The 25,045-nt window shown below is 45.8% G+C and carries 20 protein-coding genes; 3 read left to right on the plus strand and 17 right to left on the minus strand.

What is annotated here, in order from left to right; translation table 11 throughout:
- Positions 1-34: 34 nt before the first annotated feature.
- Entirely contained in the window at positions 35-430 is a 396-nt protein-coding gene (locus F3J22_RS00795; protein ID WP_167013327.1) for a hypothetical protein, read from the minus strand.
- Between the two features lie 23 nt (positions 431-453).
- Positions 454-1,833, minus strand: coding sequence for a M20/M25/M40 family metallo-hydrolase (locus tag F3J22_RS00800; RefSeq protein ID WP_167013329.1), 1,380 nt, complete (start codon positions 1,831-1,833; stop codon positions 454-456).
- A gap of 197 nt (positions 1,834-2,030) precedes the next feature.
- Between F3J22_RS00800 and bshA the strand changes: the two genes are divergently transcribed.
- Positions 2,031-3,176: an N-acetyl-alpha-D-glucosaminyl L-malate synthase BshA gene (bshA, locus tag F3J22_RS00805; protein ID WP_167013331.1), complete on the plus strand. Its 1,146-nt coding sequence runs from the start codon at positions 2,031-2,033 to the stop codon at positions 3,174-3,176.
- Here the strand turns inward: bshA and F3J22_RS00810 are convergent.
- From F3J22_RS00810 to porU, 8 genes are all read right to left on the minus strand, one after another.
- Positions 3,173-4,555, minus strand: a complete 1,383-nt coding sequence (locus tag F3J22_RS00810; protein ID WP_167013333.1) for a murein hydrolase activator EnvC — start codon at positions 4,553-4,555, stop codon at positions 3,173-3,175. The genes bshA and F3J22_RS00810 overlap by 4 nt on opposite strands.
- A 50-nt stretch (positions 4,556-4,605) precedes the next feature.
- Positions 4,606-6,075, minus strand: coding sequence for a murein hydrolase activator EnvC (locus F3J22_RS00815; RefSeq protein WP_167013335.1), 1,470 nt, complete (start codon positions 6,073-6,075; stop codon positions 4,606-4,608).
- Between the two features lie 108 nt (positions 6,076-6,183).
- Positions 6,184-6,999, minus strand: a complete 816-nt coding sequence (locus F3J22_RS00820; RefSeq protein WP_167013336.1) for a DUF4292 domain-containing protein — start codon at positions 6,997-6,999, stop codon at positions 6,184-6,186.
- 51 nt (positions 7,000-7,050) lie between these two features.
- Positions 7,051-8,778 carry a tetratricopeptide repeat protein gene (locus tag F3J22_RS00825; RefSeq protein WP_167013337.1) on the minus strand — a complete coding sequence of 576 codons (1,728 nt, stop codon included), beginning with the start codon at positions 8,776-8,778 and terminating at the stop codon, positions 7,051-7,053.
- 3 nt (positions 8,779-8,781) lie between these two features.
- Complete coding sequence (gene dut, locus F3J22_RS00830) at positions 8,782-9,225, minus strand: dUTP diphosphatase (RefSeq protein WP_167013338.1); 444 nt, start codon at positions 9,223-9,225, stop codon at positions 8,782-8,784.
- A 37-nt stretch (positions 9,226-9,262) separates the two neighbouring features.
- Positions 9,263-9,751 carry a 2-C-methyl-D-erythritol 2,4-cyclodiphosphate synthase gene (ispF, locus tag F3J22_RS00835; protein WP_167013339.1) on the minus strand — a complete coding sequence of 163 codons (489 nt, stop codon included), beginning with the start codon at positions 9,749-9,751 and terminating at the stop codon, positions 9,263-9,265.
- Between the two features lie 117 nt (positions 9,752-9,868).
- Entirely contained in the window at positions 9,869-11,047 is a 1,179-nt protein-coding gene (porV, locus tag F3J22_RS00840; RefSeq protein ID WP_167013340.1) for a type IX secretion system outer membrane channel protein PorV, read from the minus strand.
- A 106-nt stretch (positions 11,048-11,153) separates the two neighbouring features.
- Positions 11,154-14,546, minus strand: coding sequence for a type IX secretion system sortase PorU (gene porU, locus F3J22_RS00845; protein ID WP_255492022.1), 3,393 nt, complete (start codon positions 14,544-14,546; stop codon positions 11,154-11,156).
- Positions 14,547-14,771: 225 nt separating this feature from the next.
- On the opposite strand from porU, the gene F3J22_RS00850 reads away from it, so the two are divergent.
- On the plus strand, positions 14,772-16,322 hold the full coding sequence (locus tag F3J22_RS00850; protein ID WP_167013343.1) for an SUMF1/EgtB/PvdO family nonheme iron enzyme: 1,551 nt from the start codon (positions 14,772-14,774) through the stop codon (positions 16,320-16,322).
- A 118-nt stretch (positions 16,323-16,440) separates the two neighbouring features.
- On the opposite strand, the gene bcp is transcribed toward F3J22_RS00850, so the two are convergent.
- The 7 genes from bcp to F3J22_RS00885 form a co-directional block, all read right to left on the minus strand.
- Positions 16,441-16,905, minus strand: a complete 465-nt coding sequence (gene bcp / locus F3J22_RS00855; protein ID WP_167013345.1) for a thioredoxin-dependent thiol peroxidase — start codon at positions 16,903-16,905, stop codon at positions 16,441-16,443.
- Between the two features lie 11 nt (positions 16,906-16,916).
- On the minus strand, positions 16,917-18,611 hold the full coding sequence (locus F3J22_RS00860; protein ID WP_167013348.1) for a M23 family metallopeptidase: 1,695 nt from the start codon (positions 18,609-18,611) through the stop codon (positions 16,917-16,919).
- Between the two features lie 83 nt (positions 18,612-18,694).
- On the minus strand, positions 18,695-19,504 hold the full coding sequence (locus F3J22_RS00865) for an ABC transporter ATP-binding protein (RefSeq protein ID WP_167013350.1): 810 nt from the start codon (positions 19,502-19,504) through the stop codon (positions 18,695-18,697).
- The gene (locus tag F3J22_RS00870; protein ID WP_167013352.1) at positions 19,504-20,304 is read right to left on the minus strand and encodes an ABC transporter permease; all 801 of its coding nucleotides are present in this window, start codon (positions 20,302-20,304) and stop codon (positions 19,504-19,506) included. The genes F3J22_RS00865 and F3J22_RS00870 overlap by 1 nt, the downstream gene beginning before the upstream one ends.
- 77 nt (positions 20,305-20,381) lie before the next feature.
- Positions 20,382-22,148 (minus strand): OmpA family protein, encoded by a 1,767-nt coding sequence (locus F3J22_RS00875; protein ID WP_167013354.1) that lies wholly within the window; start codon positions 22,146-22,148, stop codon positions 20,382-20,384.
- A 47-nt stretch (positions 22,149-22,195) separates the two neighbouring features.
- Positions 22,196-23,182 (minus strand): PspA/IM30 family protein, encoded by a 987-nt coding sequence (locus tag F3J22_RS00880; protein WP_167013356.1) that lies wholly within the window; start codon positions 23,180-23,182, stop codon positions 22,196-22,198.
- A 4-nt stretch (positions 23,183-23,186) separates the two neighbouring features.
- Complete coding sequence (locus tag F3J22_RS00885; RefSeq protein ID WP_167013358.1) at positions 23,187-23,840, minus strand: hypothetical protein; 654 nt, start codon at positions 23,838-23,840, stop codon at positions 23,187-23,189.
- A gap of 284 nt (positions 23,841-24,124) precedes the next feature.
- On the opposite strand from F3J22_RS00885, the gene gldA reads away from it, so the two are divergent.
- Entirely contained in the window at positions 24,125-25,033 is a 909-nt protein-coding gene (gene gldA / locus F3J22_RS00890; RefSeq protein ID WP_167013360.1) for a gliding motility-associated ABC transporter ATP-binding subunit GldA, read from the plus strand.
- The last annotated feature ends 12 nt before the right edge of the window (positions 25,034-25,045 follow it).

Raw genomic sequence — 25,045 nt, forward strand, 5'->3', positions numbered from 1 at the left:
ATAAAAAAGGCCTCTACTGAGTAGAGGCCTTTTTTTATGGAATCGGGTTTCTTCCCTGATTCGGATCTGAAATTGAAATAATACTATCCACGATAAACGGACTGAATCCACGCCATGGAATTGCTCCCAGGTATTCCTTGTAATGCAGTTCCACTACTTTACCGCTGGCAGTCATCAGCCTGCTGGCGATATTTTCATCTGTTACTGAAAACTGGAATTCGTTGGACTGAATTGTTCCGGAGGTCTGGCCTTTATATCCCGACTGGATGATCTTTCCTTCATAGGTTTTGAAGATATATCCCTTCTGTACAAAATAGTTCAGCTCTCCTGCCTTTACACCCTTTCCAAATACGAAGTAGAATTTATAAAAAAAGATGCCGCCGAGGATCAATATAATGACTGTTACGACGATGAATACAAATCGGCCCATGGGGGTAAGTTTATGGATTTACGTTAGTAATTAAAGTATTTATCCACCATGTACAGCAGTGCTGCCATCCCGAAGGCGCCCAGTTCCAGTTCTCTTTTGTTCACATTTTCAAACACATCATTCGGGGCGTGATGAATATCGAAATAACGCTGGGAGTCTGGTGAAAGTTCGGCCATAGGCGTACCTAAAGCTGCGTGCAGCTGGCCAACGTCCACACCGCCACCTTCTTCTTCGAAGTCGTAGATGCCATAAGGCTCAAAAAGCGGGCGCCAGCTGGCGATTTTAGCTTTCTTCTCCGCGTCCATTGTCATGGTGAAGCCTCTTGGCGTAAAGCCGCCGGCATCGCTTTCCAGTGCAAAAATGTGCTTTTCATTACGTTCTTTCGCCAGTTGGGCATATTTCTTACCACCGCGGGTACCATTTTCTTCATTGGCAAACAGCACTACACGGAGGGTATGTTCCGGACGGAGTCCCAGCGCCTTAAAGGTACGCAGTACTTCAATAGACTGAACGCAGCCGGTACCATCATCATGTGCACCTTCTGCTACATCCCACGAATCCAGGTGGCCGCCTACAGTCAGGAACTGGTCAGGGTATTTACTGCCTTTCAGCTCTCCCACTACGTTATGGCCAATGGTATCCTGGAGCATTTCACAGTTGGTACGCAGAAACACCTGCGCAGTCGGATCGTCTTTCAGTCTGGAACTCAGGCGGTCAGCATCCTGTAAACCAATCGCTACTGCCGGAATTTTAGCATATGCCGTATCGTAAGTCATGGAGCCGGTATGTGGTTCGTTATTGGCGCCATGCGACATAGAACGAACGATTACCGCCAGTGCGCCATATTTGGCAGCACGGCTGGCACCTTGTCCGCGATATTTCACTGCATCCCCGTAGGAATAGAATGTTTTAATGAAAGTTGGGTTGAAGGCATAGTTATAGAAAACGATTTTGCCTTTCACCTGGTCTTTTTTAGCTTCCAGGTCGTCGAAGGAACTTACTTCGAGCACAGGAGCCGTTACCCCGTTTTCGCCGCTGCCAACGGAGTTACCCAATGCCAGCACGTTTAAAGGAGGCGTAACATCCCTGAATTTGGAGATAATCCGGGCTTCTTCATGAGCGCCACGTACCCAGTGAGGCACCATGCAAGCCTGCAGGTAAACGGTATCCGCACCAGCAGCCTTCAGTGCCGCTACTCCCCATTGTTCCGCCTTCACCATTCCCGGAGATCCTGCCAGACGGCCACCTACCTGCTTGGTGAGTACACGGAGGTTTTCGTAGGCAGTACTATGTGTAAGTACTTCGTTAGCAATATGTTTAATCGTAGTTGAATCTTGCTGTTGCGCCATGGTCATTGCCGGCGCCGCGCAGGTCAATAAAATTGGCAAAAGGTATCTTCTCATACAAGTCGGTCTGTTTGACGATAAAACTAATTAATCCTGCTCTTACCTACAAATAACAATAAAATGGTTTGTGTGGTAAAAGGATTTAAAAATTGAGCCTTACCTTTGTAGGTGCACAGTAAAAAAGCAGCTGATAAGGGCACATATTACTGCTTTTTGTACTATAGGCTTTTCTTTTTCGCTATAAATATTAAATCATGCGTATTGGAATAGTATGTTATCCTACATACGGTGGTAGTGGCGTATTGGCAACAGAGCTTGGTAAAGCCCTGGCAGATAAAGGCCATATGGTCCACTTCATCACATATCAGCAGCCGGTAAGGCTTAATGCGTTTCACGCGAATATATATTACCACGAAGTTCAGGTTCCCACTTATCCGCTTTTTGATTTTCCTCCTTATGAATCGGCGCTGAGTAGCACCATGGTGGATGTTATCATTAACCAGAAGCTGGACCTCCTGCATGTTCACTATGCGATCCCACATGCATCTACGGCCTATATGGCCAAGCAGATCGTGGCTAAACAGGGTCGTGTGGTTCCTTTTATCACCACACTGCATGGTACTGATATTACCCTGGTAGGTAAAGACAAGACCTATGCGCCAGTGGTGACTTTCTCCATCAATGAGTCTGACGCTATCACCGCAGTATCTGAAAACCTGCGTGAAGAGACCTTCAAGTCTTTCCAGATCGAAAAAGACATCTCCGTGATCTACAACTTTGTGGATACGCAGCGCTTTAGTCGCCGCGATCTGCCACATTTCCGCCAGGCGATTGCACCTAATGGCGAAAAAGTGCTGTTGCACGTATCCAACTTCCGTAAAGTGAAGCGTGTACCGGATGTCATTAAGATCTTCAAGCAGGTACGGGATGCCATGCCGGCGAAGTTATTGCTCGTAGGTGATGGTCCGGATCGTCCGGCGATTGAGTGTATGTGCAGAGAATTAGGTTTGTGTGATGATATCCGTTTTGTTGGTAAACAGGAGCAGTTGGAAGATGTAATGTCTATCAGCGACCTGTTCATCCTGCCATCAGACTATGAGAGCTTTGGTCTGGCAGCCCTGGAAGCAATGGCTTCTGAGGTTCCGGTGATCTCTTCCAATGCCGGTGGTTTACCGGAAATCAATATTCCTGGTGTTACCGGTTATATGGGAGATGTAGGAGATGTAGATACCATGGCCAAACATGCGATCCACTTACTCCAAGACGAAGCGCTGCTCGCACGTGTACGTAAAGGTGCATGGGAGCAGGCTCAACGTTTCCATATTGACAATATCATTCCTCAGTATGAGGCTTTATATGAGCAGGTTTTACAGAACCAGCGCCAGGAGCAGTTGCTCTAACGTGCTCTGAGCCAGCGCTCAGGGTTCTGTTTAGTGAACTCCTTGTATATCTGCAATTCTATCTGGCCGTTGCTGCTTCCGGTTGCGGGAGCAGCAGCGCCTAAAACATGTCCACCGGCTACCGTCATTCCTTTCTTCACGTTTACATCCAGCAGGTGCACATAATTGGTAAAGTATTTACCATGGCGTAAGGTGACCATATACCCCGATCCCTGGATCATAAACACCATAATCACTTCTCCCCCGAAAATAGCTTTCACCGCCGCCCCTTTTGTAGTAGCGATAATGGTACCGCTATGTTCCTGTTCTACCTTTCCCACTTTATTTACACCGAAATGTCCGACTACCTTTCCATTGGCGACAGGCCACGGGAGGCGCCCGCGGTTGGCTTCAAAATTCCTGGAAAGGGATAATGCTTCCGGTGTGGCTTCCAGCACGTCTTTGGAGGCGGTTGCCGGCTCGTCGTCATCATCTTCTTCAGGTTCTTCCTTCACTTTAGGCGCCGGAGGAGGTTTCACCCCTTTTTTAGCGGCAGCTTTGCGCGCGGCCAATGCTTTACGGGCAGCCTCTTCCTTCTGTTTTTTACGTTTGGCGGCAGCGATACGTTTTCTTTCAGCAGCCTCAGCTGCAGCTTTGCGGCGGGCAGCTTCTATCTCACGTCGGATAGCATCCTGGATGGCGTTATCTACCTGTCTGGCCTCTGCTTTACTCTTTGTAATACTTTGCTGCAGGTCTTTCTCTTTTTCCTGTAACTGGCGGATCGTCTGTTCTGTTTCCTTCTGATCTGCCACCAGGGCTATTTTCTGTTGTTGTTCTACATGAAGGGCGCCAGCTCTTTCTGCACGCTGCTGTTGTAATTCCGTCAGTTTTTTTCCCAGCAGTTCTTTGGTAGAGAGCAGACTTTCTGCCTGCCGGCGTTTACTTTCACGGTATTCTCGCAGGTATTCATATCTTCTGATGGCGTCGTTGAAGCTATTGGCGCTGAAAAGGAAGTTGAGCACATCGAAGCTGGTTTTGGACTTATAGCTGTAAACGATGAGCTGGGCATACCGGGCTTTCAGGGAATCTACTTCCTTTTCCAGCCCCTGAACGTTGTCGTGTGTATTACTGATTTCTCCATCCAGCTGGGCAAGTTCAGTGTTGATGGTGCCTATCTGCGCATTACGGGACACGATTTTATCCTGCAGTTCTTTCTGCAGGGTAAGATTTTGTTTTGTAGACTTTTTCGTAGCCTGGAGAGTACGGGTAGCTTCGGCTATTTCTTTTAGCAATTGCTCCTTTCTTTTTTCCAGTGCTGCGCGCGACTGCTTACTGCGCTGAGCGTTGAGCATAGCGGGTAACAGGCATAGCGCCAAAATGAAAGGGATCAACTTTCTCAAACAAAAATGCATTAGGTTAGTAAGTAGGGCTTGCGTTCATACCCGCCTGCCTATCGGTGACGTATCCACTGCTCCGGGTTCTGTTTATTGATACCTTTCCAGATTTGTAGTTCCACTTCACCTGTATTTTCAATTTCGTTTACGCCGGCAGTACCAATTACCTGACCAGTTTTCACCATATCTCCTTTCTTCACACGGGTGGTTTGCAAACGCACATAAGTTGTAAAATATTGCCCGTGGCGGATAATAATCATATATCCCATACCAGGCATTACTACAACAGATTTCACCTCACCATCGAAGATAGACCTCACCGGGCCACCTTTGGTGGTAGAAAGAACGATACCGTCAGAAGGAACAGTGATATGCTCCATTACTGCGTGCTGGTGAATACCAAAATGCTCAATAATATTTCCTGCGTCTACAGGCCATGGCAGTTTACCTCTGTTGGCTTCGAAGCTTTCAGAGAGCGCCAGGGCTTCCGGCGATGCTTCCAGTACGTTTTCGCTACGTGCAGGTGTTGATGGAGCCGGTGTTGGTGGCGGTGCTACAGGTGCAGGCTTTTCTGCTGGTTTTTCCACAGGAGCTGGCGGTGTTGGTGCCGGTGTTCCTGCGGCGTTATTATTATTTGCGGTAGCAGCAGCGGCTTTGGCTTTCTCTGCAGCGGCAGCAGCCAGCGCAGCTTTACGTGCTTCCTCATCTTTGCGTCTCTTCTCTTCCAGTGCTTTTTTACGTGCCGCCTCTTCTTCCATGGCTTTACGTCTTGCCTCTTCAATCTCACGACGGATAACGTTTCTGATAGCTATCTGTACTTTCTGGGCATCTTTATTACGCTGGTTAATATCTGCAACCAATTCTTTTTCGCGGCCTTTCAGCTTATGCAGTACTTCGTCCTTCTCTTTCTTATCTGATTCGAGGGTAGCGCGCTCATCCTGTTCTGTTTTCAGCGCATCACCACGTTTAGTACGTTGCTGTTCCAGGTTATCAATTTTCTTCGCGAGCAGCTGCTGTGTAGAAACGATATTATCTGCCTGACGGCGGCGATATTCACGATATTGCTTGAGATATTGGAATCTTTTTACAGCATCATTGAAGCTGGATGCAGAGAACACAAAGTTCATCATGTCATACGCAGACCGGTTTTTATAGGCATATACCACCAGCTGTGCGTACTGTGCTTTTAAGGTATCCAGGTCTCTGCGGAGTGTGATCACATCGCGGTTAGCAGTATTGATGTCTCCGTTGATGAAATTGATTTCTTCGTTGATGCTGTTAATAAGTCTGCTACGAAGGGTGATTTTATCACGCAGGGCTCGCAGTTGCCCCAGGCTTTCCTTGGTAGACTTTTTAGTTTCTTTCAGCTGTTCGTTTGCCTCATCAATTTCCTTTTGCAGTTCTTTTTTACGGCGCTCCAGTTCCTCCCGTGATTGCGACGGCTGTTGCTGGGCAGCATTCTGCTGCGCCACCACAAGAGCAGGCATCAACCATACAACCAGAACCAACGGGATAATCTTCTTCAAATACAACATGACTATATTAAGTAACTGCGAAAATTAATATCAGATATATAAACGATAAATATACAACGTTTATTAGTTTAATGAAGGGAACTATTCACCGTTCCTCATTTAAATTCGTTTATAGCCGGAAGGCATATTGAATGGAAACGACAACGGCACATCAAAATCATAGCGCGTAAAATCCAGCGCTACCTTGGTTATGCTCTTCTCTTCCACCAAAATCCTGCGGGTAGTCGGAAACCTGCGGCTTCCGATGTTTGCGTAATCGCCATACGTCATTTCACAACTGCGTTTCACCGCGCTATCCTTGTCCATCACCTTACTCTGCTGCAAACCGTAATCATCTGCATACACATTAAACAAGCTGATAAATTCAGGATTATCACAGCTGAAAGAGATGACTGAAGGCGTTTTTATCACCTGGTAAACAGAGTCTGTCAGATAAACAGGATTGCCAATCAGCAAGTCCTGCAGGGTATTGAAATCGAAAGGAATATTCAGCATTTCCTTTGCATTGTCAATATCACGCAGCACTAACTGCTTTTTCAGGCGGTTATATAATTTCAGGCTGTCTTTTGTGATGACGGCTCTTACTACTTCATCAATTACCGGGGCAGAGATAGATATCCAGATGATGCTATCTTTTTTCATGCGTACGGTTACGGTAAGTCCGCTTTTGCTGTCCGACTCATTTTCGAAGGCAAACCTTGCACGGCCGGAGAAGGAGTTGAAGTCGATATGATTTTTACGAATGCCGGTGAGCATGGAATCAGTAAATTTCTTCAGCTCTTCACTGCCATTATCCTTTATCACGGTGGCATGCGTAGTGTCAGCAATAGGAAACGAGCTACGGGCCAGTTCCTTGGGCCGGCGGCAGGACACAGTAACAAGACCTAATAATCCCACTAATAACAATAATCTCATACTAGCATTTATCTTTGGGCGCGTTATCTTTCCTGCAGAAAGGCAACAGGCTTATTGAATATATCTTTTCTCAGCGATTTTCCTGGTGAGGTCCACAGAAGAAGCTCCTTTATCTTTGGCCATCTGCCAGTATTCTACTGCTTTTGTAACATCTTTCAGATTATAGAGGATATCCCCGTAATGCTCCAGCATATTAGGATTCTGGCGTGCATCGGGGTTTTCCAGTGCTTTATCCATCCACTCTTTCGCTTCCTCATATTTTTCCTGGCGGAATAGTATCCAGGCGTAGGTATCCATGAAAGTAGGGCTATCCGGATCAATTTCCAGTGATCTCCTGGACATTTCAGCAGCCTTTTCCAGGTTCTCACCTCTGAGTGACAGGTAATAGCTGTAGTTATTCAGCACGGAGGCGTCTTTTGGACGGATTGCCAATGCCTTTTCATAGCTGCTGTCCGACATATTATGCTGTCCGGTAGCATGATAGGCATCTCCCAACAGGGAATAGGCATCTGCTGCAAATCTCTTTTCTACATTTCCCAGGGCCAGGCCTGTATTCAGGGAGGTAATAGCTTCCGGGAACTGTTGCTGCAGATAATGGGCCAGACCATTGAAGTAAAAGCCCATAAACTCTTTAGGGAACAATGTTGTAACAGTATCGCTGATGGCCTGTAGTGCTTTGGGATCTTCCTTGCGGGAACATATCCACATCTGCTGGTACCATACGGAGAAGCGGGTTTTATCCAGCTTCAGGGCCAGCCGGTAGTCGGCCTGTGCGCTGTCGAGCATATCTACCTGGGAAAATAAATCTCCCTGTAAAGCATATGCTTTGGCATCGTTGGGATGTGATTGAATGATCAGGTGCGTCAGGCGTAGTCCTTCATCAAACTTGGTGGAATCAGTTTCCAGCATCTGAAGATAAGGATAAACATAAGCGACCTTTTCGTCGATACTATAGTTTGGATTGGCGAAGGCGCGGGTCAGGTAACTCCAGTACCCGTCCATATTACCGGATTTTTTCGCGTAGGTAGCCAATGCGATCAGTGCCCTGGCATTCTGCGGATCTTTGCTGAGAATGTCGTTATAGACAGCTGTTGCATCTTTGAGCTGATCGTTGGCATCATATAATTCGGCGAGGAGGTAATAGTACCTGATTTCGGCCGGATTGGTAGCGATGAGCTTTTTGATTTCTGCAGCAGCTTCATCAGCTTTGTCCATCTTCAACAGCAATTTCTGTTTCTGATAGGTTACTTCTTCCACCACACCGGTTTTGCTTTCCAGCTGGTTAAAGGCTGCCAGCGCTGCAGCGGGCTGATTGGCCTTAGAAAGCAAAATACCCTGATTGAAGAGGTAGTCCTCATTTTCAGGGTATTTCTGGCTTAATGATTTATATACCAGGGCAGCGCTGTCAAATTTTTCGTTAACCGCGTAGGCATCTGCCAGCAGCTGCTGAAACCAATGATTAGCTGTATCCATGGTAGCGGCGCGCCTTGCATAGTTAATGGCATAGGGGCCATTATGGTTGTCCATCAGCAGGCGGGCAATTTCATAATACACTACAGCATTGCTTTTGTCCAGGCGTAAATAATCGGAGTACTGTGTTAATGCAGTACGGTAATCTCCTTTCATTTTGGAACGCTGGGCAGCAAAGAAAAGACTGTCCGAACGTTGCTTCAACAACTCGGGGTTTCTGATGACGGTATTTGCAGATTTTTTTGAGGAACCGCAGGCTACTGTCAACAATGAAAACGACAGCCCTATAACTGTAATGTATAAACGCATTTATCAGGATTTACCGGTATGACCAAATCCGCCTGTTCCACGATCAGTAGTACTGAGTATTTCAACCGGCTCAATGGTAGCTTGTACAAACGGTGCTACCACCATTTGTGCGATACGGTCGCCAGGTTGAATGGTTTGTGGTTCGGTGGATAAATTGATCATAATAATTTTCACTTCTCCTCTGTAATCTGCATCAATAGTGCCAGGTGTATTGAGGAGTGTCAGTCCCTGCTTGATAGCCAGGCCGCTACGGGGGCGGATCTGTGCCTCATAACCGGCAGGCAGCTCCATAAACAGACCGGTAGGAACGAGGGTACGTTCCATCGGTTGTAAGGTCAGTGCTGTTTCCAGGTGTGCTCTGAGGTCCATTCCTGCCGCATCAGCGGTAGCATAAGCAGGTAGTTCGTTATCAGACTTATTGATGATTTTTACAATTACTTCAGCCATATCAGCAAAGATATTTTTTTAAAGGTAGCTTTTGATCTTAATTATTGTACTTTTCGAGCAGTACGGTGGCATATGCCATCACACCTTCCTCACGGCCAACAAAACCCATTTTTTCAGTGGTGGTAGCCTTTACAGATACATCATCCACACTGATCCGCAGACGCTCCGCAATTACAGCCTGCATTTGCGGTACATAAGGCTTGATTTTCGGTGCTTCCAGACATAAAGTACTATCCACATTTACCACCTGGTAACCTCTTTCACCGATCAGCTGGGCACAACGGGATAACAAAATTTTGCTATCTATGTTTTTGTAAGTATTGTCAGTATCCGGGAAATGTACACCGATATCTCCCAAAGCGAGCGCACCCAGCATCGCATCACAGATAGCGTGTAACAACACATCTGCATCGCTATGCCCCAATGCTCCTTTATGATGAGGAATCAGCACACCTCCTAACCAAAATTCACGGCCTTCTACCAGTTGATGGAAGTCTACTCCCAGTCCAATACGAATACTGCTCATAAGATAATGTTTTTAATCGTTTTGCCAATCCGCAAAATACGGTATAAAAAACGAATCCCTCCAGTTGGAGGGACTCTTTTAATTATTTTAACTGAATTTTTGTAATTCTGATGGGATTTACCATCCGGTTCTGCTTTCATCCTTTGTTCCAAGGTCGAAAGTCAGCGTAAAACGGAGGGTATTGCTCAGCGGGTTTCGCTGAATACCGGAGCCGGAAGGCACCAGGTAAGAGAAGTTGATACCGAAGATATCATATTTGATACCTACACCTGCGGTGAAATACTTACGGTTACCCTTATTTTTGTTTTCATTGAAATAACCGGCTCTTACAGCAAACTGCTTGTTGTACCAGTATTCCATACCCAGTGAATACATCAGCTCCTGTAGCTCTTCTTTCAGGCCACCAGGCGCATCACCAAAGGAAGAGAACATCCCTTCTATGGAAGATTTATTTCTGTAGTTACCACTTGTATCTGGTGTTGGTACCATCAGTTTGTTGATGTCCAGAGCCCAGGTAAGGGTATTCATTTCATCGAGCGATAAGGTATATGCCGCACCCAGACCGAAGTTGGTAGGCAGAAAATCTTTGTTCTGTGCAGAGCTGGTATAGGAAATTTTTGTACCGATATTGGTAATAGCCAAACCTACGCTCAGCTTATTAACAGTACCGTCGTCTTTCTCAAAGTCTTTGGTATAGAACCCTGAAACATCCGCAGCGAATGCTTTTCCCGGACGGATAGTCTGGTCGTTGATCGTCTGGCCACCAGCCAGGTTGGAGTAAATATAACGACCTGTCAGGCCAATACCGAAATGCTCATTGAGTTTACGGGCATAACCTGCATCCAGTGCAAATTCTCTGGGATGGAAGTTACCCTGGTCGGTGTTGGTAATGTCACGGAAGTTGATGGTACCAAGAGAAAAATAACGCAGTGATCCTGAAATTGCCTCATTATCGTTCAACTTCGTATAACCGCTGACTGTAGCCAGAAATACATCATTAACTAATTCTTTCAGCCACGGAGTATAGGTTACAGCAACACTTGATTTAACGTCGGCAAAGGGGATTTTAGAAAGATTGAAATACATGGAAGATGCATCCGGAGAGATGGCAAGTCCCACATCACCCATTGCACCGCTACGGGCATCAGGTGTAATTCTCAAGAAAGGAACAGCTGTGTTAATAGTATTGGTACGACCATCTAATTGACCAGTAGAGTCTATACGCTGGGCTGAGGTTCTTAAACTTGTGAAAGTACTATATATGAACACCAGGCTCAAAGTTAACTTTCGGATCATGCAATGTTCGTATTTGATAGGATGTAAAAATAATCTAATTTATAATATATTAATCAGATAAGGGGTTGATAAGGGAAGACGGTATAAAATTCCATATTGCATAGGTTTAAAAAAATACAACTTTTCCGCCCTTGACCTTTTTCTTACCGTTACTGCTAATAGTTAGTCGATAAAGATATAAACCTGGGGATAATCTCGCTCCCGAATCCCCGGTACCATCCCAGGGCATTCCATCAAAACGGTTGCTTCCCGGAATTATTGTGTCTCTTAAAGTTTTCATCAGTTTTCCACTTAAGTCAAATACCTGTATGGTTAATATAACCGTTTGTCCCTGTTGGTTATGTGTAAATACAAATTTCGTCTGATCGTGAAAAGGATTTGGATAGCAGGCTACATCATCCAACGCCACAGTGCCTTTTTCTGTTACCACAAAGTCAATCGTTTTGCCAGATGCATTATTATACGAATCCCAGGCTTTAATAACGACCGTATGTGGCCCAGCTGTAAGGTTTAATAACGGGAATGCCACAGTCCCTTCGCTATAGCTACCCAAAGATGCGCTAAAATAATCATTTAATGCAATATATTCTGTATTGTCTAATAATGCAAGAATATTATGTGCGGTATCCCTGCCAAGTATGTTTATTCCGCCAGGGTCCTGAATATCAGCCAGTAAGATCACATCCGGCCCTACTTTATCCCCATTCACAAACTGCCTGTTATTAATCCAGGCCTGGATTACTGGACCTTCATGATCCACTTCTCCCGTAGCGATACTGTTTACAGAAAACTGAACATTGTATCCTGTAGCATCTGCCATACCTCCGCTGGCATATAAACTTATCTTCCCCTGCCCTGCAGACACGGCGTCCGAAGGGATCATCACCGACATCGAAAACTTCCCGGCACTGATAGTTTGCGTGCCTCTGAAAATAACATTATCCTGCTGCAGGAAAGGTACTACTATACTTCCAGCTGTATTCCCCAGTGTAAAGGTTTTCACCGGTACCCCAAAGATCGTGGCAGATAAGATACCGTTATAATCCGGAAGGCTGTTGCCAGCTTCATCTTCCAGATGCCCTGCTATTTTCACAGGACGCAATGCTGCCAATGCAATCACGTCAGTACCCGGCTGCTGCCCGTCTATACTATCTATTACCACCTTCCACTGTGGATATGCCAATGTCAGTGCTGGATCGCCCAGCAACTGGAATTTACGGTTATTAATCAGATCACTTCCGGCGGCATACGTCAGGTTCTTAGCTTCTCTGGCTGCCTCTCCCAAACTTTTCCAGTTACCATCACGGGTACGTGTAAACGCCGCGGTAATGTAATTACTGTTCATGATTTTATTGGAAGCTGCAAAAACTGCTCTCGTAGTGGTCATCAGGGCAATGGCCCCTGAAGGACGCTGCAATAATAACTGCTGTCCCGGCGAATATACTGCAGGGTTATCAAAAGGCGCAAAATCACAGGTAGCCGTCAGCAATAAGGGTAACCGGTCTTCATTATTCCATTGGGTAATAGTATTGGCATCAACAACATTTTCCTCTGCCAGACGGGTATTACTGCCATGCCCTGTATAATTGACCATCAAGGCACCCAGATTGATTCGCCGGTTCAATTCCTTTACCGCCGCCGGATATTGCGGCGCTCCCCCGGCAGTGGTGCGCTGGTAGGCATCGAGGTATATTTTGTTGATATTGAAAGATGGGGCATTATTCCCGACCTGTTGGGTGAGATATTCCGCATCGTCCAAATGAAGGTTATTATCTTCATCATCTGCAATAAAAATCAATCTGTTACGCCAATCTCCCTGGTTGGCCTTCTCCCTGTAATTAATAATTTTATCAACAACAGTGGCTGCCTCTGTCGCATTTCTTGCCGGAATACGCCCTATAGACACCTGCAATTCATTTCGTATATCCGTTCTGCTTATATCATCATTTTCCTGCAGCAGTCCAAAGTAATCGTCCGAAACATAAGAGCTTACCGGATCGAGTGAAGCAGTACTCTGCCACGACGGGACCATATTGGTATTATTTTTTATCCGCTGCCGATAATCGTAGGAAGCGGCGCCAAACAGCAGCAGGTAAGCCGGCGCCTCACCGCGTACGTACTGCATACGCAGGAAGTCACGCAGGGCAGTAGGGTCCGGACTTCCGGAAGCAAATTCATTATAGACCTGGTCCATGGTAATTACTGTCGTAGGAAGCCCCTGCTGCGTATGCCACTGGGCCAGCCGCGATGCGGGGCCATATAAAGCCGGCACGGTGGCGATGATCATACGGGCACTCACTGCATGGAGGTCCTGGTTGGCAATTTTGCCTATAGCCACAGGTTGCGGTGCCTTTACCGGGTCAAAGGCCAGCATTTCCCTGGGAATATCCGCCGCTACGGTGCAAAGCATGGAGTCTCCTGCCTGCCTGGTTCTAAGCATTACCGGCTTCCACAAATCGGTCACATCCCATATCTGCGTTTGTTCGCTGGCGTTATACAGGTAATATCCCGTGATATTGTTGTTTAGTTGGGTTCTGTCGTTCCTGAATTCCAGCATTCCTGAAGGAGGTATCTGTAGCGGACATCTGGCGATGATCTCCAGATAATCCAGCCATCCGCGGGCGTTATTATCTCCCTGTAAAAAGTCTACATCTGCCTTAATAATACTATCACTGATATACACGCCCCCAGTGCCGGTTGCTGCCGTGGCAAAGGATTCAAATACATTACCACTGACAGGCAGCAGGTAGGCGGTGGCGGCGGCCTGCTTATTCAGACTAACCTGGAAATTACTGCCATTGACACCCCTGGCAGCCACGCGCATGTTCACCGTAACAGGTCCCTGCGGTATGCCCGGCAAAGAAAATTTATAACTGTGGCGGCTACCCGCAGTGGGGTCCAGACTAAACTCCTCTGCATACCATTGTTTGCCACTACGCAGGAAATTCAGGCTATCATTTTCATAAAAGGTGTGATAATCAAAGCTATATGCCTGCTGTTGCGGCGTTTTCAGCTGGGTTTCCTGCTGTATTCTCAAGCTGGTGGCCTCCGGACCTACCGTCAGAAAAAACCAGGCGCTGTCGCTATATATATTATACTGGTGCAACCAGGCGCTCGAAGAATTGTTATATATCCACTGATGCGGGCCCGGTGTATAAAATAAGATATAGTCGTTTCCGTTAATTATATTATCGCCCCCGTCGTTTATGAAGAGCGCTATTTGTTGCAGATCGTCAGGGCGGCGAAGGTTATTTTCCGGTAGCATACGCCCGTGATTTCCATAGAGTTGTATCTGACTGGCTTTAACCTGATCAGGATTGAGTCCGATTTTTTTCAGGAAGGCAGCATCCAGGCGGTACACGCCGGATTGACCAACCGCCAATTTATACCAGTTTCCGGACGAGAGTACAGAATGGTTTGTGTAGGGCTGGGCAATTACCAAACTGTTACCAATCAGCAAAATAAGGAGGAACAGTATGTAAATACAGGGTAGTTTCATTATCTTGTCCGGCACATTGGGAATGAGTGTTGAGCGCCAGGCTCAACGCATAAAATAGAACATAAAAAAATCAAATATATCTTTTTTATTTGGCTGTCTGCAGCGAGAAATAGTGCATGAACCTGCGATATATAACGGTTCATTACAAATTAAATTATTTCGCCATAAAATAAAAAAGACTACATTTGCGTTTACTGTAAATATAATCGACTAAAGCTGTATCACATGCGTAGATTAACCTCTTTGTCATTGCTCGTAGGTACCAGCGTAATGCTATCCATGACTGCCTGTCACAAAGACGGCGGGGGGCTTTTCGGCAAAAAGAAGGAATCATCTTCTGCTACTGGCTGGAACTACAACGACCCTAAAATGGGAGGTTTCAGCGTGGCTAAGAATAAGAACCAGCAAACCGGACCTGGTCTTGTATTTGTTCAGGGCGGTACTTTTGCCATGGGCGCCACCGAGCAGGACGTAATGGGCGACTGGAATAACATTCCACGTCGTATTACAGTTTCCTCCTTTTACATTGACGAATCTGAAGTAGCAAACGTTCACTATCGCGAATACCTTTACTGGCTGAGCCGTATGTACGGGGAGTCTTTCCCTGATATCTACCGCCAGGCATTACCAGATACCCTGGTTTGGCGTAGCGAACTGGCTTACAACGAGCCACTGGTAGAATATTACTTCCGCCACCCTGCGTACAACGACTATCCTGTAGTAGGTGTTAACTGGAAACAGGCAACTGACTATTGTAAATGGCGTTCCAACCGTGTAAACGAAAAGTTACTGATGGACAAAGGTCTGCTCTCCAAAGCAGATGTTGGTAATCAGTCAGACGATAACACCTTCGATACCAAAGCCTATATGGCCGGTTTGTATGAAGGAACTCCGGGCAAAATGTCCAAAGGCACCAAAGGTGAATTTAAAAACCCTGATGGTACCCCACGTAATGCCCAGTTCGAAGATGGTATCATGCTCCCTAACTACCGCCTCCCAACAGAAGCAGAATGGGAATATGCAGCCCTTGGCTATATCGGCCAGAACCCTGGTCCTTCCAAAAAAGAAGGCAAACACGGGGAAGAGCTCATCATGAACAAACAGGTATATTCCTGGGGAACCAACACGAGCGGCTTACGTGATATCCGCCGTGGTAACTTCCAGGGTATGTTCCTCGCCAACTTCAAACGCGGATCCGGTGATAACATGGGTGTGGCCGGAGGTTTGAACGACCGTGCTTCCATTCCCGGACCGGTTCGCTCCTTCTTCCCTAACACATTCGGTATCTATAATATGTCCGGTAACGTTAGCGAATGGGTACTTGACGTGTACAGACCACTCAGCCCTATCGATGGCGATGACTTCAACTACTTCCGTGGTAACAAATTCCAGACTGTTTACCTGAATGGTGACAAGGAAATGGAAAAAGATAGCCTCGGCCACGTTAAAATGCGTGACGTAACAGATGAAGAAAGTGCTAACCGCCTCAACTACCAGAAAGGTGATGTAATCAACTACCTCGATGGTGACTCCCTCTCCATGGTGGAATATGGTTATGGCCTTACTACCCTCATCAACGACAAATCTCACGTAATCAAAGGTGGTAGCTGGAACGACCGCGCTTACTGGCTCTCTCCAGGTACACGCCGTTACATGCAGGAAGATATGGCCAACAATACCGTAGGTTTCCGTTGCGCTATGGACCGTGTAGGTAGTCCTGAAGGTAACAAATTCAAAACTGGTAACCTGTTCAAAAAACAACGCCAGAAGAGATAATAACACATGAACTTCTCATAAAAAATGCCCTCTACGATGTAGAGGGCATTTTTATTTTAATCCAATCCATCAATCTCCGGAGAAGCGCCTGCCCTGCGGGCAGGCGCAATACTATCAATTACTTCCAGAGTTCCAGAATCTCTTCTGTATGATTTTTAGTATCCGGCTTTTTGATAATATGCTCAATAACACCATCACCATTGATCAGGAAAGTAGTACGATGTGTACCATCATAGGTTTTACCCATCATCTTTTTCTCTCCCCAGACACCATACTGGTTTACTACCTTATGGTCATCATCTGCCAGTAAGGTAAACGGCAGCTCAAATTTCTCAATGAATTTCTGGTGGCTCTGCTCACTGTCGGTACTTACACCAACAACCACATAGCCTTTTTTCAAAAGTTCGGTGTAATTATCTCTCAGGTTGCAGGCCTGTGCAGTACAACCAGGGGTATTATCCTTCGGATAGAAATACAGTATCACTTTTTTGCCTTTATAATCGGTCAGTGATATGGTTTTACCATGCTGGTCTTTTCCCTTGAATACAGGCGCTTTATCGCCTTCTTTTAATACTACTGCCATATGAATAAGATTTATCTTTTAAATGAGAGTCTGTATACACCTTCGTTGCCGGCAATATCGGTTACTTTCATCACCAGCATATGTGCGCCCGGGCCACAATGCTCATCGAATGCATAGGTAAGCACATTACCCTTGCGACTAAACATTAACCATTTACCATCCAGTTCTGCACGATAGCTTTTGATACCGCTGGCATCACTCATGGCAAATGATATTTTACCGGCCTTACTCAGGATAGCACCAGGTTTTACGCCTATAGGCGTCACTTTTGGTGCGATCGTGTCCACTTCCAGGTGGAAGGTGCCGAAATCGCGGAAATTACCTTTATACCAGCCGTTATCAAGCACAGTAGCCGACGTACCGCTACCCATACCCTCTCTGACCATCACTACTTTCGACTGTAAATCTTCCGGAACAGGTTTGCTGGCTTTCAGCCTTACATCAAAGAAATCGTGCACCGGCACCAATGGTGTATGCAGCATGAAGTTGTCAGACTTTGCCTTCGCGGAGTTGTTCGGTGTTTCCTGGTAACGGAAGCAGATATTATCGTACAAGGCTCTTTCGTCCAGATAAAATTCTACCTGGTTATTCTCAAAGATGTTTTTAGAATCCGGGTACATGGTATTGGCACAAGGCTTTTCAGGCGCTTCCACACCGGAATGCTGCAGCCCGAATTTCACGTTGCTGGTATTGCCATAGGCATCTTTCACCACCAGTTCCATGTTATGTACTTCTCCATCGGAGATATCAATGGTGCCATCGCCATCAAAATCGTGGTAGATATCCAGTTCATTACCTGGCAGCGAGAACATCAGCTGAAGATACGGCCCGTCAGCTTTCTTCACTTTGTAATCGATATGCGCGTTGAGATAACGGGTTTCATCATACCCGATATTATCCAGCTCAAAGTCGATATCCGGTTTATCGTTATGGAAAAGCTTTGCTTCGTATATGCCGTAGGTGTTAGGTGTATTGTTCATACGGTCGATGGCGGTGAGTGCCAGCCCGGTTTTAGTAGCGGCTACCTTTACCACTGGCTGAACGGTCACATAGGTATTACCTGCTTTTTTCACGGGCACCATTACCGGTTGCTGCTCATAAATACTCCTGGTCCTGTCATAAACAGCTATCCGGAATACTTCCGGGGCTTTGCTATCAGGGATATCAAAGCCGAATAGCAGCGGATTTAACGGCTTTTCGGTAGCGGTATTACGAATCTCGAAGTGCAGGTGCGGACCGGCAGAACCGCCGGTATTGCCACTGTAAGCTACCAGGTCACCCTTACGCACCGGGAATTTCCCCTGCGGAATGACCAGGTCCGTTGCCCAGCTTTCATTCTGGTATTGCTGCTGTTTTACATATTGCTGTAATGCCGGAAAGTAGCTATTTAAGTGTGCATATACAGTCGTATAGCCATTAGGGTGAGTGATGTACAACACATTCCCGAAACCGGTATGAGAAACACCTATTCGGCTCACATAACCATCTGCGGCAGCATGTACCGGCAGATTCTCCCGTTGCTGTGTTTTGATATCCATCCCTGAGTGGAAATGGTTTGGCCTTAATTCACCGAAGTTCCCGGCCAGTTCAATAGGAATATTCAGGGGGTTCCTGAAATATCCCTGTGGATAATTCTTTTCAACACCAGGGGTCTGGGCTTGCAATAATGTTGGGAGTAAGCAAAATAAACCAATGACTTTCTTCATACCTGCAAATGTATAGCAATTCAGTTAGTGGTTGAAAGTTAGCGCATTTACCAACAATCAACCACTAAAATAAGCATCATTTTTTACAGCAGGTCCTGAATATCATGTACTAAGCTATGGAATTCGGGCTCCTTACGGATTTCTGGCTGCCAGGCCAGTCCCATGGCACAAAGGTCATATTCTTTAATAATGGTAGCGCCTTCTTTTTCCGGTGTTGTACCCAGCACCCAGACGGTATCTGAAATAGCCGCCGCATTGACAATATCATGGCTCACCAGGATCAGCGTATTGGTTTCCTGAATGGTGGAAACCTTCAGCAGCAGCTGGATTACCTTGTTAATCATCACCATATCCAGCCCGGAAAAGGGTTCATCCAGTAAAATAAATTTGTTGCCGGTAAGCACCTGCTGTATGATACTCACACGCTGGCGCTGGCCACCACTCAGCTGTGCAGGATATTTCTCCAGGTGTTCTGTCAGCTGAAAAGTATGTGCATAATCTTGAATAACCATCTTCTTCTCCGCATCGGTAAGCTTTACCGTGCCATTATCCAGCCCGATTTTCAGGTTTTGGTAGATAGTACGATGATTAAAGAGTATATAGTTTTGCGGCACAATACCTACTTCTCCGGCAACTACGGGATGCTGATCTACATCTATCAGAATTTCACCGCTGGTAGGCTTATTCAGGCCCGCCAGTATCTTAAACAACTGCGTTTTACCGATACCACTTCTCCCGATCAGTGAAACTACCTGTCCCTGTTGCATATCAGGCCGGTGAATATCTTTAATACAAAAGTTGATATCCCGGAGGATCACTTTTTCACCATATTGCAGCCCGATATTATTGGCACACAACAGGCTTTCATTTTTAGTATATACCTGCGCGTTCATTAGTTTCTGATTTGAAGTTTAGTATATGGGAATAACCATTCCCGGAATTTCCCCAGGATGAAATCGAAGAAGATACCCAGCAGGAAAATGACGACCAGCGTACCGAACACCATATCCAGCTGTACGTATTTGTTGGCACGGATCAGCATTACTCCAAGGCCACCTTCACTCATGCTCAGGCCTTCTACAGAGGTAATCATCAGCCAGGCAATAGCGAAGTTCTGACGCATCACTTCAAAAACCTGGTCTAATCTACCTACAATAATCACTTCCCACAATGCTTTCCAGTTGCTCATCCGAAGTGTAGTACATAGTTCGAATTCCTGATTATCTATATTTCCAATCACAGACAGTAAAGAAGTAACAAAGAAAGGAACGATACCAAATATGAGCAGGCTCATTTTCAGGTCATGTCCGTCTTTTGTTAACAATGTGAAGAGAAATATCAATCCGGTAAGTGTGAGATAACGGCATTTTATAACAAATCTGGCGATAGGATTAAAAAACGGCACTATCGACATATAACTGATTATCAGCGCAATTATAATAGATATCACCATCCCTTTGACGGTCAGCATTACACTGCTGAAGAGGTTATCTATAAACGAAGGTGATTGCACAATTTCTGACAAGGCATGCAGCACTTTTGCCGGTGTAGGTATCAGGCCTCCTCCACTTAGCTGCCAGCAGGCAATAGCGAGCATACTTTCAGCTATTACCAGGGCCAGCATAGTCTTTCTTCCCAGCACCTGAAGGGGCGTAAATATCCGCAACAGCTGCCTGTTATTAATGTTTGACATCTTATGGTCGTTTGAAAAGAGGCCGGTGAAGCGGGATTGCATTCACCGGCGATAGGTATAGGTAAAGGGGATAAATATTACAGACCCAGCACTACTTGTACACGTCTGTTTTGGGCACGGCCCTCGTTGGTATTGTTATCAGCAACCGGTTTGGAGGAACCGAAACCTTTGGACTCGATACGACCTGCATCCAGACCTTTAGAAAGCAGATAGGCTTTCACCGCTGCTGCACGGGCTTCAGACAATTGCTGGTTAGCACTTTCGTTACCAACATTATCCGTGTGACCATATACACCAAGCTTCAGCCCTTCAGCCACCACCGCACTTTTCAGGATTTCATCCAGTATGGCGTGTGATCCGGCTTTAATATCAGATTTACCCGTTTCAAACTGTATCTGATACGCTTTGGAAGACACTTCACTGGTGATACTTTCTGCGTATTTTTCCTTGATGGCAGTACCTTCCAGCAGCTCAGGGTGATTAGCTACCACGGAGGCCAGGAAAGACTTATCTACCACCTGCGTATACACAGGGTATACCGGCATAATCTCAGGGTACATCTTCGTCATAATATCACCAAAGGTGTTATATACGATTTTGTATCTATCGATATTATCTTTACCTAAACCAAAGTTATTGGCAGCATCGGCCAGGTTAAAGGCCAGCGAACCACCTAAACTAACGGTCTGCCCCTGTATATCTTTTTCTTCCAGGCCATTATAGTATTTCAGCCAATAGGTACCATCCTGTTCATTGTATACTTTCGCGGACACTGCGCCTGCAAAGGCTTTGGCGTCATTGAACGATCTTACCTGGTCGCCTGCCTGGGCCAATGCCATGATCAGGTTTTCGATATCGGTACGGTGATCGTAAGCGAATTTTTTGATAGTGATGGTAATGTTTGGCATCTGTGAAGAATATTCACGGGTAGATGCGATGTTTACCAGCCCACCTTTTTTATGCGCTACGTTTACGTCGCCGGGTGTCCAGGTGGCCACAGCGTCTACGCCTACTGTAGTATCCTTTGCGATCTTTTTACCATTCACGACCAGCTTGCGCGCTTCTTTGTAACCGGCGATGTATTTGGCGCCGGCATCCAGGAAGTCGTTGGCAGCAATGATATTGATGGCAGCCGGATCATAGGTTGTTTCATCCGGGTTTACGCGCAGACCGTTATCCCCGGCCCACTTCAGCAGGATGTTGATATCACCGTCGCGGAGAACACCGGCAACCGTTTTACCAATTGCGCTCTTAGGATCATGCTTCCATTCTATTGGTCCCATCAGTTTATCTTCACCATAACTTTTACCCATAGAGTAGAAAGCAATCGGCTGATAGTCGGGGCCTAATGGCTGCAATTCCTTTGTCAGTGCAGCAAAGAAGGCTGGCATACCATCACCCATAAAGGAGGCAAATACAGCGGTAGTATTAGGATTATCCTTGTATTCCTGTGCAAATTTCACCATGTCGGCGATGGATTTGTTGCAGTCGTCCTGACGTACCAGATCAATGTCCAGTTTGGCTTTATCGATCAGTGATCCTTTTGTCGTATGTACACCACCGTTAGCATACATCAGGGCAAACTGAGAGTTCCAGGCCATTACGCGCCATGAAACTTTCGTGCCTCCGTTTACTACAGATTCATCTGAAGGCAATGGAATTTTAACAGCGTTGTTACCAAGGGATGCCTGTGCAGCATCGGGTAATTGAACCTTACCAATTTCGGTTGCGGATTTAGCTTCCTGCGGACGTTTGTCCCACCATAAAACTTTACCTGCATAGATGGCACCAAGAAGCAATACGATGCCAAGAACCTTTCCACCAGGTTTCACTTTGACAGACATAAAAATATTTTTAAAACGTTAGTTGTAAGTTGTGTGAGCTTAAAGATTTAGCTTAATAAATCGGAGTAATTATCGGGCGGTAATGTGCCAGGCTGGCGTGTTTGGCGCGATGGTTCATTTTTCCTTATGTCCAATGTATAGGTCTTATCCGGATCGTATGATTCCAACATTTTCAGCCCCTGTAATTCGAACGTAGCATTATCCAGGTCGATAGATCGCATAAAATCTGCAGAATAGTTGATGGCTTTTTTCATGCTCGACAGTTTGGTCGCAATATCCTCTTTCAGGAACTCCATGGATTGTTCTACCATGAGTTTCTTTTCAGGATCGCCATTGAAGATTTTCAGTGCAGTGGACAGTGCTTTATTACCTGATGTAACGGACTTGTACAGGTCTTTTTTCAGCTCCAGTTCATTGCGTGCATCTTCAATCATGTACCCACTGTTTTTATGCACTTTGGTCAGATAGTCGCCGATACGTGCCAGGTTATCGCGTATTGGAGTCAGTTGTGTGATGTACTCCTTGATACGTGCCATCTGGCGGGTAGCGTTACCTAATTCCGGCAGCATATTGTTTTGCTGTGCGGCTTTGGCGCGACTCATCAGTTGTTGCATCTCCTTTTCTTTCTCTGAGATTTTCAGATTGATCTTTTCTTTTTGTGCATCTACTTCGACAGATTGATGATAGAGTTTTTCGCGTTGTTCTTCCATATCAGAGATATAATCTTCTGCGATGAGGAAGGGGTCGAGTTCTATCACCATACCTATCAGTTTTTTCATGATCCATTCATAGAGGTAGAAGAAGCTGAGTCGGAGCTTACGATGTGTGATACAGTAAAGGAATACACCCAGGGCCACCAGGGCCAGTCCGAAGTTCAGTGTGTTCCATACTATTTTCGTAAGGATAGGGATGACATAATAGGCAGCTGCAGCGATAAGGCCCAGGCCTATGATTACACCAAATTTACCACCCGGTCTGTTCCAATAGGATTTGAGCTTCTGGCTCGATTCAGACGGGAAATACTGTGTTTCCATGGTATTACAGGGATGATTCAAATTTCTGGATATCACTGTTGATTTTCCTGATCATTGCCTCGCTGGCGACCTGATATCCATGGCGGCTGCTGAGGATTTTCTCTTCCTGGTCTTCGATAGCTTTTTTCAGTTCGGCGGCTTGTTGTTGCGCTGCGGTGATCTCCTGTGTGAGCTGCTGTATCAGTGTACTGTTGTCACTAATCTTTTGTTGTAGTGCCTGCATGTCGTTGCGGCGCTTTTCTACTTCATCAGATTCTTTTACTGCTGCTGCATTTTCAAAAGCTGTTTTATCATCTTCGATAATCTGCTTATACTTTGCGGCAGAGGTGATCAGGCTGTCTTTCGTTAAGCCTTGTACACTAAGTGTGGCAAAAACTACAGGTATACGGGCGTTTTCGTCCGGCAGATGTTTTTGCAGTGCTTCCATCATTTTCCAGAACTCAAAATAGTCGGGACCGGGAAGATTACTTTTTTCAAATAGTCCTGTGAAATGCTGTTCAAATTTGTCAAGATCGGCTCCAGAAATGGCGGAAGGAGTGTTTGTTGTTGACTGAATGTTGGTCAGCGGGAATTTTTGCGACAGGGGGGACTGATCCTGGCTGTTCGCAGGTTCGTTACCGGGTTCAAATTCCACAAAAAGGCCCAAAGCTCTTTTCATAAAGTTTGACATCGAAGTTTACATTGATGTGAAGTTTTAGAGAGTTGTTTTTGTTTGTTTATCTATCCGGGTTATGCATAACGTATAGGTGTGCCTGTTAATGCAAGAGGTATGCCAATTCACTAAAAGTATGTTAAAATTGGTTTTTATCAAGATGATTATCAGATAACACGCATATATATAATCAATTAAATTACATACATTTAAGAAGAAGTTTTATATAGCACAATAAAACCTGAATGATTTACGTACTTTAGGTGCCGCAAAAGAGGAAATTAAAACCGATGTCAATAAAAGTTTCATCACTAACAAAAATTTACGGGGAACAAAAGGCTGTTGATGCCATCTCCTTTGAACTTAAGAAAGGTGAGATTACCGGGTTTCTCGGACCCAACGGAGCTGGTAAATCCACCACGATGAAAATGATTACCGGTTTCCTCCCTCCTACCAGCGGCTCCGCAACTGTCTGCGGCTTCGATATCGTAAAAGAATCACTGGAAGTCCGCAAACGCGTTGGCTATCTTCCTGAATCCAATCCTTTATACTATGATATGTATGTAAAGGAATTTCTGGAATTCATGGCCGGCATACATCATCTGGGTAAATCATCTGCCAGAAGAATAGCAGAAGTAATAGCGCTTACAGGATTGACTCCTGAAAGCAGAAAAAAGCTGGGTGCGTTATCAAATGGTTATAAACAGCGTGTAGGCCTGGCACATGCACTGTTACATGATCCGGAAGTATTAATTTTGGATGAACCGACCACCGGTCTTGACCCTAACCAGCTGGCGGAGATCAGGCAGCTGATCAAAACCCTCGGGCAGGATAAGACAGTGGTACTCTCTACCCATATCATGCAGGAAGTAGAAGCGCTTTGCGACCGTGTGATGATTATCAACAAAGGGAAAATCATTGCAGACGACAAGCTCTCTGCCCTTCAGCAATCCGGCGGCAACAACGGCTATGTACAGATCAGTTTTGGTGAGGCCGTTACTACAGACGAGTTACTTGGCATTGAAGGCGTAACCCGGATAGAAGCCCAGGAAGGCAATTCCTGGCGGCTTTACGGCAACGAAATCGAGCAGCTCAGAAAAAACCTCTTACAATTTGCTTTGATTAATAACAAAAGCATACTTTCTTTGCAGAGCAATTCACAAAGCCTGGAGACCATATTCCGGGACCTTACAAAGTGATCCCTGGTTTTT

The organism is Chitinophaga sp. Cy-1792 (assembly GCF_011752935.1).
In the GTDB taxonomy this organism is placed as follows: domain Bacteria; phylum Bacteroidota; class Bacteroidia; order Chitinophagales; family Chitinophagaceae; genus Chitinophaga.